Source organism: Azospirillum aestuarii (assembly GCF_016632405.1).
GTDB classification, from domain to species: Bacteria; Pseudomonadota; Alphaproteobacteria; order Azospirillales; family Azospirillaceae; genus Azospirillum; species Azospirillum aestuarii.
The window spans coordinates 1-8,048 of record NZ_JAEPIV010000067.1; the positions used below are offsets into that span (position 1 = coordinate 1).

7 protein-coding genes are annotated in these 8,048 nt (G+C 65.0%); 4 read left to right on the forward strand and 3 right to left on the reverse strand.

From position 1 onward, the window contains the following. Positions 1-309 precede the first annotated feature (309 nt). The gene (locus JJL56_RS32310; RefSeq protein ID WP_200487862.1) at positions 310-1,800 is read right to left on the reverse strand and encodes a glycosyltransferase; all 1,491 of its coding nucleotides are present in this window, start codon (positions 1,798-1,800) and stop codon (positions 310-312) included. Between the two features lie 570 nt (positions 1,801-2,370). On the opposite strand from JJL56_RS32310, the gene JJL56_RS32315 reads away from it, so the two are divergent. From JJL56_RS32315 to JJL56_RS32330, 4 genes are all read left to right on the forward strand, one after another. Further along, complete coding sequence (locus JJL56_RS32315) at positions 2,371-3,654, forward strand: hypothetical protein (RefSeq protein ID WP_200487863.1); 1,284 nt, start codon at positions 2,371-2,373, stop codon at positions 3,652-3,654. A 107-nt stretch (positions 3,655-3,761) separates the two neighbouring features. Beyond that, on the forward strand, positions 3,762-4,787 hold the full coding sequence (locus JJL56_RS32320; protein WP_211112031.1) for a glycosyltransferase: 1,026 nt from the start codon (positions 3,762-3,764) through the stop codon (positions 4,785-4,787). Next, positions 4,748-5,485 (forward strand): class I SAM-dependent methyltransferase, encoded by a 738-nt coding sequence (locus JJL56_RS32325; RefSeq protein ID WP_200487865.1) that lies wholly within the window; start codon positions 4,748-4,750, stop codon positions 5,483-5,485. Before JJL56_RS32320 ends, JJL56_RS32325 begins: the two co-directional genes overlap by 40 nt. Continuing rightward, positions 5,482-5,895 (forward strand): GtrA family protein, encoded by a 414-nt coding sequence (locus tag JJL56_RS32330; protein WP_200487866.1) that lies wholly within the window; start codon positions 5,482-5,484, stop codon positions 5,893-5,895. The genes JJL56_RS32325 and JJL56_RS32330 overlap by 4 nt, the downstream gene beginning before the upstream one ends. 14 nt (positions 5,896-5,909) lie before the next feature. Here the strand turns inward: JJL56_RS32330 and JJL56_RS32335 are convergent, their stop codons facing one another. Together JJL56_RS32335 and JJL56_RS32340 are read right to left on the reverse strand one after the other, a co-directional pair. Next, positions 5,910-6,455, reverse strand: coding sequence for a D-glycero-alpha-D-manno-heptose-1,7-bisphosphate 7-phosphatase (locus JJL56_RS32335; protein ID WP_200487867.1), 546 nt, complete (start codon positions 6,453-6,455; stop codon positions 5,910-5,912). A gap of 105 nt (positions 6,456-6,560) precedes the next feature. After that, positions 6,561-7,499, reverse strand: coding sequence for a replication protein RepA (locus JJL56_RS32340; protein ID WP_200487868.1), 939 nt, complete (start codon positions 7,497-7,499; stop codon positions 6,561-6,563). Positions 7,500-8,048: the final 549 nt, after the last annotated feature.

Below are 8,048 nucleotides of genomic sequence, written 5' to 3' on the forward strand. Positions count from 1 at the left end.
GGACCTCTACACGCTCTTTGGTGCCGAGCGCGGCCGCGTCGGCGAGTGCGTTCCCAACAAGGACTGGAAGACCGGGAAAATCACGTCGTGGGACTGCGGACCATTTCAGATCAACACCGGAAACGTCCCTGCCCTCGCCTAACTCTTCGGCACAACGTGCACCCCTAACGTATATCCATAATGTATATCCACTTACCACCCCGCGCCCAAGCACTCTGGGCTGCGCGCGGGGTGGCGTCGAAGGGCTGCGCGACCGCGCTCGCGGACAGAGCCGGCTCGACCGGGGACGATGGCTGATTGCCCCAGCGCTCAGAAAGCCTTCAGCTTTTTCCAGGCGAACAGAACCATGCGCAGCAGTAGCCAGCCATGAGTAAAACGGCTGATCTGCGTCTCGCCATAGCTGCGGTCGGCGTAGCGGATCGGTACCTCGACGATCTCCAGGTTCAGCTTGGACGCGCCGAAGATCAGGTCGAAGTCGCCGAAGGGATCGAAGTCGCCGAAGTAATGCCGGTTGGCGACGATCTGGTCGTAATCGCGCTTCCACAGCACCTTCGTGCCGCACAGCGTGTCGGTGAAGCGCGTGTTCAGCAGGAAGGAGAAGATGCGGGCGAAGGCGCGGTTGGCGATCCAGTTCAGGAAACGCATGGCCTGGTCGGCCATCGGGTAGACCAGCCGCGTGCCGTTGATGAACTCGCCCTGGCCGGACGCGATGGCGCGGTAGAATTTCGGCAGCGCCTCCGGCGGAACGGTCAGGTCGGCGTCAAGGATCATCAGGATGTCCCCGCGCGCTGCGGTGAAGCCGGCGCGCACCGCGTCGCCCTTGCCCTTGCCGGGCTGCTTCATGACCTTGATGTCCCAGTCCGGATGGGCGGCCTGGACGCGCAGGCATTCCTCGTAGGTGTTGTCCTGGCTGTTGCCCTCGACGTAGATGACCTCCAGATCCGGGCAGAAGCGCGGCAGGCGGCCGATGGCGTTCTCGATGTTGCCGCGCTCGTTCCGGCAGGGGATCAGCACCGTGCAGGACGGCTGCTTCTCCGGCGCCTGCGGGGCGGGGCGCGCCACCACGTAGTTGCGCAGGCACAGCTTCCGGACGCCGGGCAGCGGGGCGATGCTGCGGTTGACGAGCGTGCCGAGGCCGAGCAGGCGGCGCGGAATGAGCTGGCGCCATTCCCGCTTCACCGGTTGCCAGCCGGCGAGCGTCAGAAGACCGGCGATGTCGGCGCTGGACAGCCAGTTGAGCTGGCCCTGCGGCATCTTCAGACCCAGCTTTTCGGCAAGGCCCAGCACCGGCTCCCACAGGCGGGAATGGTAGCTGACGATGATGCGGGTGCGCGGCGTGGCGAAGCGGTGCAGGTGGCGCAGCGTCTCCTCAATGTCGTCCAGGAAGCCGATGGTGTCGGACAGCAGGATCACGTCGAAGGTGCCGACGATCTCCGCCAGGACCGCCGAGTCCTCGGCGTTGCCGGCGTGGAACTCCAGCCCCGGATGCCGCCGCCGCGCTTCAGCGATCATCGCCGGGCTGAGGTCGATGCCGGCCCCGCGGGACGGTTTCAGGAACGCCAGCGTGTCGCCCGTGCCGCAGCCGACCTCCAGCACCGAGGCGTTTTCCGGAACGAGAAAGCGCAGATACGCGCGGTCGGCCTCGTGAAAGGCGCGGTTGCGCTCGACCCAGCGGTCGCGCTCCGCGGCCAGCCGGTCGAACAGCGCCCGCACATTCTCCTGGCGGGGTGTCAGGAGGGGCGCGTCACTGGTCCCGGTGGATGCGCCGGCCATGGTGGTCTGAAGGGCTTCAACGCTCATGAATACGGTCCGCAACAGCGTTTCCGGAAGCGTTCCAGCTTCCGCAGGACAAGGAGAGGCGATCACGGCCGCCGGAAGATCGCCGGGCCGGCCAATGCCCGAACCGCAGCCCCAAGGCCTGCAACCGGAACCGGAAGCCGCGAATGGGGGCGATTAGTAACACAAGAACGTTGGTGCGCTAAGTCCTACCGTCGGGTCCGCGGTTCGGACAGCCGACGCACCCGAATGTCCTTTCACCCAAGCGAGGCTACGGAACGGCGGCCCGGACGCCGCTCGCGCCTTCGCGATGCCACCCCGAGAAAATTGGCTGGCTCCCGTTCTTAAGCTTATAAGTCATATCCTCAACGACTTATAGACTAGATGGATTCAACGTGTTATCTGGGTAATAATTATTACGTGGAGACAATCTCAAACTCTAAGAGGGGTGGATATCTATCCCAGAACGATGCGAACCGAATGACAGTGAAGTGAGCATTTGTTTTCATGATTAAATTTATTAACTTTGTTCGCAATGATGGACATTCATTACGTGCCACGTTCAGGGACATCGGGAATGTGACGACAGCGGCCATGGCGTTGTTCGTGATCGCGGTGTATGCCGGCTTCGGCCGCCCGATCTGGATCGACGAATTTCTGCATTTTGCCCTGGGCGGCTATGACTCGGTTCTGGACGTGCTTGCCGTCATCTGGAAGACGACGGCGGAAGTCAATCACGGACAGACCGGCACATATATGTTGCTGGACTATCTTCTGCTCGAGATTTTCGGCGCGAACGCAGTCGCGCTGCGGTTGCCGAGCCTGCTGAGCGGAATTTTCCTCCTGCTGTCGTCCTTCCTGTTTTTCGAGGCACGGCGCGTCGGCTTCATCGGCCGGATTGGGTTCCTGCTAGCGATCGTGGGGCAGGCCGACCTGATGCATTATGTGGGGGAGGCGCGCCCCTACATGCCGCTTGCGGCGTCCGCCGTCGGGATCCTGGCCTATTATTCGGTACTGCCCGAGGACCGAGGGCGCTGGACCGTGGCCGTCACCGGCTGGGTCTCGGTGCTCCTAGGCGCGTCGATGCACCCGTATTTTCCTGCCTACTGGCTCTCCATCGCCCTGTTCTGCTATTGGTCTGCGTGGTTCGACGGGCGGCGAACCGCCTCCATCCCGGATGCGCTCGCCTTCGCCAACCTGCCCCTGTCCATCGCCGGAACGGCGCTGGTGTTCGTGATCGGAACGCTCACCTGGCTGCGAGGCGGTCCCAGTTTCGCCTTCCATCCCTTCGAGTGGATGGTCTTCGGCCCGTGGGCCACCTTTACCGGACTCAGCCACTTCCAGTTCATTCCCGATCACGCCCTGGCCTTCATCGTTGCGGCGGGGGTCGTTCCGTTGCTCCATTTGGCCGCGCCGCGGTGGGCGAAGCCTGTCCTGCACGGTCTGGTGGCGCCCTGTGTCCTGATCCTGCTGGCCTTGGCTCTGTCGGTCCTAGTCGGCGTCGCCTCCTATGTGCGCCATTACTGGATTCTGCCGCGCCAGTGGGTGGCATCCGCAGCGCTGGTGCCGATCGGTGTCGTCTGGCTGGCCTGTGAGGTCAGTCGGCAATTCGAGCGCCTGAGCCCGTTGGCCGCCGGCGCCTTCGCGGCGACCGCGCTGTACGGCCTGTCGCTCACCACACTGCCGGTCATGCAGGCGAAGGCGGTGGAATTGCGGGACCGGATGGCGGCTCCGTCCGTCCCGCCGGCCGTGATGCCGGTTCCCCCGGAATCGGCGCCCTCAGACAACGACGGGTGGGTGGCGCTCGCCAACCGGAACATCGAAGCCGGCGGTCCCGTATGGACCATATACCGCCTGTATTACATCAGGGGATACTGAGCTGTGAAATCGCAGACGGAGCGAGCCCTGAACGACGATCCGGCGTGCTGGGCTTGGCGCTGCCGGCCAGACACCCTCGGGACGGCGCCATCGATGGGAGCGAACGGATGAGCATGAGCGAAACGCATCGCCTGCGTGCCGAGCGCCGCGTCGCCGTCATCACCCCGGTCCTCGACGACTGGCGCTGCCTCCACTCGCTGGTGGCAGCCGTCGACGCCCTGGCGCCCCGCATCGGACGGGTCAGCGTCTTCGCAATCGATGACGGATCGATCGAGCCCGCCCACCGCGGCGGACTGGCTCCGGTGTCCCGGCACCTGGAGCGGTTGACCATCGTCCATCTGGCCTGCAACCTCGGCCATCAGAGGGCTATTGCCGTCGGGCTGGCCCACGTCGCGGCGCTGGGCGGCTTCGATCTGGTGATCGTCGCCGACTCCGACGGTGAGGACCGGCCCGAGGAATTCCTGAGGCTGATCGCCCAGCACGAGCGGCAGCCCGAGGCCGTCGTCGTGGCCCAGCGTCACAAGCGGTCTGAAGGCTATGTGTTCCGGCGTTGCTATTCTACCTACAAGGGGTTGTTCCGGCTGCTGACCGGCAAGGTCATCGACTTCGGCAATTTCTGTCTCATTCCGGCCGGGCAGTTGGACCGCTTCCTTCATATGGCGGAGCTTTGGAACCATCTGGCGGCCACCATCGTCCGCTCCCGCGTCGCCATTGTGAAGGTCCCGACGGTGCGCGGCGAGCGGTACGAGGGCCGGTCTCGGATGAATCTGGTCTCGCTGGTCACCCATGGGCTGAGCGCGATCTCGGTGTTCAGCGATTTCCTCTTCGTCCGGCTCCTGCTGTTCTGCGGCATGGCCGCCGGCGGAGCCGGCGCCTTGGGGCTGGCAGCGCTCGTCGTCCGCATGACCACCGATCTGGCGGTTCCGGGTTGGACGACAACCGTGACCGGCATCGCCGCGGTGATTCTGTTCCAGGTCATAACGCTGCTCGGCGTCGCGACCTTCATGATGCTGGCCAACCGGTCCGCCGCCCCGGTCGTGCCGGCCCGGCAGGCGTTGCATTATGTCCGTAAAACGATGGTGATCGAATCCCCATGCCAGACAGCGCCTTTGCCTATAGCGGTTCGGAACTAGACGTCTTCGCGGCTGCGGCCAACTGGCGCTCCTATTGGGGCGATCAGGTCCACCCCTTTCTGGGCCGCCGGGTGCTGGAGGTCGGGGCGGGGATCGGCTCGGTCACTCGCACCCTCTGCCACGCCGGTGTCGAGCACTGGGTGGCGCTGGAGCCGGACGCGGGCATGGCCGGCCATCTCGCCCGCATCACCGCCGACGGCTTCCCCGCGCCGGTGTCCTCCCGCCACGGCACGGTGGAGAGCCTGGACGCGGCGGAGCGATTCGACAGTGTTCTGTACATCGACGTGCTGGAGCACATTGAGGACGACGGCGCGGAACTGCGGCGGGTCGCGGCCCATGTGGACCCCGGCGGACACATCGTCGTCCTGTCGCCGGCCCACCAGTACCTCTACACGCCCTTCGACGCGGCCATCGGGCACCACCGCCGCTATGACCGCGCTTCGCTGCGGCGGCTGGAGCCCCCTGGCTGCAGCCTCGTGACGATGCGCTATCTGGACTCGGTCGGGATGCTGGCTTCGCTGGGCAACCGCCTGCTGCTGAGGTCGGCCCACCCGAAGCCCGCGCAGATCACCTTGTGGGACCGCTTCATGGTCCCGCTGTCCCGGCATCTCGACCCGCTTCTTGGCTACCATTGCGGCAAGTCGCTGATCGCCGTCTGGCGGAAGGACGGTCCGGCGGAAGGGGCTGCCGCCGAATGAACGCCGGAACGGTCCGTGAGCGCCTGCTGTCTTGGCGGCAGGCGTTCCGCTTCGCCGTGGTGGGGGGACTGGCCACGGTCACCTATTACCTGCTCACAGTCGGCCTGACGGACGGCTGGCTTGAGATCCGGCTGCCCGCCGCCGCCGCCAACCTGATCGGCTTCGCCGCGTCGCTGGCGCTGTCCTACATCGGCCACCACCGCTTCACCTTCGGCAAGGCGAGTCGGCACGACCGCTACATGCCGCGCTTCATCGCCGTGTCGCTGACGCTGGCCGCCCTGTCGACCGGCGGGGTCTATCTGGCGACGTCGGTGTTCGGCGTGCCCGCGGCCCTGACGGCGGGGGTGGTTGCCCTGGGCTATCCACCGGCCAGCTACGTCCTCAACACGCTGTGGGCCTTCCGCGGCTGAACGGGGCGGCGGGGTCAGCGCAGGGTGGGGATCAGGTCTTCGAGACGGCGGATCACCGACGTCGCGGCGGTCGGTGCTATGGGCGGGACGTCCTGCGGGCACAGCAGCACGCGCCGCTCCACCCCCGAGGCCTGGGCCGCCTCCATGTCGGTCGGCTGATCGCCCAGAAAGACCGAGCGCGTCAAATCCAGCTCCAGCCGGCGAGCCGCCTCCAGGATCATGCCGGGGTTCGGCTTGCGCCAGAAGCTGTCCCGCGCGTAGCGCTCGACCGTTCCCCCGCGGTGATGGGGGCAATGGAACACCCCGGCTAGCTCCACGCCTTGCGCCTGGAACGTGGCCCGCATCCAGCCGGTCAGTTCCAGGAAGGCGGCCTCGCTGAAATAGCCCCGCGCGATCCCCGACTGGTTGGTGATGACGGCGACGCGGAAGCCGCGGTCCACGGCGTGCCGTGCCAAGTCGAAGATGCCATCCATGAAGACGAAGCGGCTGGGGTCGCCGACATAGCCGTGATCGACGTTCACCACTCCGTCGCGGTCGAGCAACAGGGCTTTGTACGGCATGGAATCCCTTGCTGGAGCGTGGCCGCCTGGAATGTTGTCGCAAGGCTCTTCGGGGTGGCGTTTGGAGTCTTGTCGCGTCTCCCGGAGCGCCATCGGTGGCGGGGCTCAGCGCATGAGCTGGGACATCTTCCGTTCGGGAATCGGGGGCGGCGAGGGGTGCAGGAGAAGCCCATGGTCCTCCACGTCCACCCGCGCTTCGGGATAGACGGCGAGCGCCAGTTGCAAGGCTTCGATGAAGCGTTTCCGGAAGTCCCGCAAGCGGGCGTAGCCGGCTCCGAACTGCTCGAACACTGCCGGCCAAGTGATCGTCGTGGACTTGTTCAGGCTGTGCAGCCGGTAGGCCAGCCAGATGTAGATGTCGATGCTCGTGCTGTTGTTCTGGATGTGGCGCAGCGCCGGTTCCCAGATCGGCACGGGGTGGGCCTTCAGTTCCCGGAAGAAGGCCTCGGAGAGCAGGACGCGGTCTTCCCACAGCGTGCCTTGTGGGGAATTGTGCTCCGATGAGAAATGGATGCCGCCTTTGACGATCGAGTCCTTCTCAAAGCCCAGGCTATTGGCGTCCTCCCAGGCGAAGGTCAAGTTGCAGGCGGCGATGCGCGACGCCTGTTCGCGGATATCGCGGTAGGTCTGGCCGCCCACCGACAGGCCCATGCGGTCCAGCCAGTCGTGCATGCTGCGGCCCAGCTCGACCTCCCGGCTGTCGGTCTGCAGGGCGCGGGTCTGCAGATACAGCAGGATCATCCGCGCCCGGCTGCCGTAAGGAACGCCGTAGAGTTTGAAGCCGCCACCCCTGACCGGCAGACGACCGGGCTCAATCAACAGACGAATGCGATGTCCGCGCCGTTCCCAAGGCTGGTCGTCGGGAAGGCGGCGGTGCGGAAGCGCGGTCAGGGCAAAACCTGAATAGGTAATGCCAAGGTCCTGACGTTCTTCCTCCAGAACCGCGGCAGCGATGTCAACCAGCGAGCGCTGATCAGGGTCGGTCTGGAGTGCTTTGGCCTGCTCTCGGCCCACTTGGCTGATCAGGCGATGCAACTGGCCCATAGCGCACTGTTCTCGCCGTTTGTTCCAGGTTCACTTATGAACCGATCCATATCATGGCAGGTTGAGAGCCGCAATTTGGAATCTTGTCGCGCAGACTATTAGTAAGGTTACTAGATTCACCTATTAGTTTGAGCGACAAGACTCCAGTAGAGAATCGCGAGTCGCGCGACAAGAGTCCAGGAATCCCGCGACAACACTCCAGGGGATAACTCGTTCGTCCTGTGGAAGCTTGGATCGACGCGACAAAACTCCAGCTCTACGTTTTCGATTCGCTTGTGAGAGCGATTCGCCACGCGACTCGGGAGAGTGGGTTCGCAAGATGGCTTTGTTTCCTGTTGTGGGCGTGATCGAAAGCCGGAGTCGGGGAGGGGGGCGCGACAAGACTCCAAACCGGTCGCCGCCCTCCGCGCAGAAAAAAGAGGAGGGCGCCTGCCGGCACCCTCCCTCTTTCATGGGCCGTCCTTCGTCCACGGCCGCGGCCTTCGTCAGGCGCAGAAGCGGCTTTTGAAATAGTGGATGGTGCGCTCCAGCCCGTCGCGCAGGGGGATG